Source organism: Bradyrhizobium sp. P2_E8 (assembly GCF_056403875.1).
In genome coordinates this window covers 1-1791 of record NZ_JBFUES010001284.1, presented here as the reverse complement: position 1 = coordinate 1791, position 1791 = coordinate 1, and the positions used below count along the sequence as shown (strand labels likewise).

The 1791-nt window shown below is 64.7% G+C and carries 3 protein-coding genes; 2 read left to right on the top strand and 1 reads right to left on the bottom strand.

Annotated features, from left to right (window positions below):
- Together AC1D00_RS39590 and AC1D00_RS39585 are read left to right on the top strand one after the other, a co-directional pair.
- Nucleotides 1-355 (top strand): outer membrane protein assembly factor BamE (locus tag AC1D00_RS39590; protein ID WP_477014428.1); only part of this gene is annotated, 355 nt, incomplete at its 5' end.
- Between the two features lie 117 nt (nucleotides 356-472).
- Nucleotides 473-1474 carry a Bug family tripartite tricarboxylate transporter substrate binding protein gene (locus AC1D00_RS39585; protein ID WP_477014427.1) on the top strand — a complete coding sequence of 334 codons (1002 nt, stop codon included), beginning with the start codon at nucleotides 473-475 and terminating at the stop codon, nucleotides 1472-1474.
- 85 nt (nucleotides 1475-1559) lie between these two features.
- Here AC1D00_RS39585 and AC1D00_RS39580 read toward each other — a convergent pair.
- On the bottom strand, nucleotides 1560-1791 hold a 232-nt coding region (locus AC1D00_RS39580), incomplete at its 5' end, for an acyl carrier protein (RefSeq protein WP_477014426.1).

Below are 1791 nucleotides of genomic sequence, written 5' to 3'. Positions count from 1 at the left end.
GTTCCAGAAGGGCTACATCCTGCCGCCCGGTGCGCTCGAGCAGATTCCGATCGGCGCAAGCCAGGACCAGGTGCTGATCGTGATGGGCACGCCCTCCACGGTCGCGACCCTCGACGGCGAGGTCTTCTACTACATCTCGCAGCGCTCCGAGCGCAAAGTCGCGTTCATGAATCAGCAGGTGGTCGATCAGCGCGTGATCGCGATCTACTTCGACAAGAACCGGCGCGTGCGCCGGCTGGCGAATTACGGCCTCCAGGACGGCAAGATCTTCGACTTCATCAGCCGCACCACGCCGACGTCGGGCCAGGAGATGAGCTACCTCACGCCGCTGTTCAAGCTGCTCAGCTTTAACTGAGCCTTCAGCCTGCGGCGTCGTGCCGCCCTTCGCACGGCACTTGCGCTCGCGCGCGGCTTGCCGTTGCGCGCCGGGTTCCATACGCTCCCTGCAAAACAAGAAGCAGGGAGTGGATTCGTGCCGAAAACGTTGTTGTCCCGCCGCCGCGTGCTCACCGGCGCTGCCGGCCTGTCGGCCGCAGCGATCCTGCCGCGATCGAGCCTGGCGGACTGGAAGCCCACCGAAAACGTCCGCCTGGTCGTGCCGGCTGCGGCCGGCGGTTCGACCGACGTCATGGGCCGGCTCCTGGCCGCCCACCTGCAAACCGCCTGGGGCCAGTCGGCCGACGTGGAAAACCGCTCCGGCGGCGGCGGCACGATCGGCACCGCCGAGGTAGTTCGCGCCAAGCCGGATGGCCACACCATCCTGATCGGCAATCCCGGGCCGAACGCGATCGCCTACAGCATCTTCAAGAACCYCACCTACAAGCCGGACCAGCTCCAGCCGGTCTCCAACATGATCCGGATCCCGAACATCGTCTCGGCGCATCCGAAGACCGGCATCAAGTCGGTCGCCGAGCTGATCGCCTATCTCAAGGCCAATCCGGACAAGCTCAGCTATGCCTCCTCCGGCGTCGGCCAGAGCCCTCACCTCACCGGCGCCTGGTTTCTCCAGCTCACCGGGCTGAAGATGACGCACATCCCGTTCCGCGGCGCAGGTCCCGCGCTCCAGGCCGCGCTCGCCGGCGACATCCAGATCCTGTTCGACAACCTCTATCCGAGCCTTCCGCAGGTCCAGAACGGCACGCTCACCGGCCTCTGCGTGACCACCACCGAGCGCAGCGACCTCGCGCCGAACCTGCCGACGATGCGCGAGAGCGCGCCGGAGCTGGCCAATTTCGACGTCTCGTCCTGGTTCGCAGTGTTCCTGCCGAAAGGCGTCCCCGCCGGGGTGCTCGAAGCGCTCAACCTTCAAGTGAAGGCGATGCTGGAGCGCGACGACATCAAGAAGAACATCGCCGCCATGGGCGCCCGCGCCGACTACGGCACGCCGCAGCAGTTCGCCGACTTCGTGGACGCCGAGACGAAGAAGTTCGCCGGCATCATCCAGAAGGAAGGTTTGCAGATGGATGTGCAGTAGCTCTCGTGTCCCCGGACGCGGCGCAGCGTGCAACGCTGGGCCGCACATGCGGGGTGCTCGAGTGGCAACATCGTTGCGAGCGGATCTAGGCAGACGCGGTCGATGGCTGCTCCACCAAACCGGCGATGGCCGAAATCGAGTCCAGGCGCGTCAAGTCGAAACCAATGTCGGAGAAATTGATCCCATAGTCGGTTTCAATGCTCATGATGAGCTCGACAGCGTCGAGTGAATCGAGACGTCCACTGGTAAACAGCAGATCGTCATCACTCAGCGGCGCACCATCGCCCTTCATGAGCAACCGTTGCACGATGTAGCGC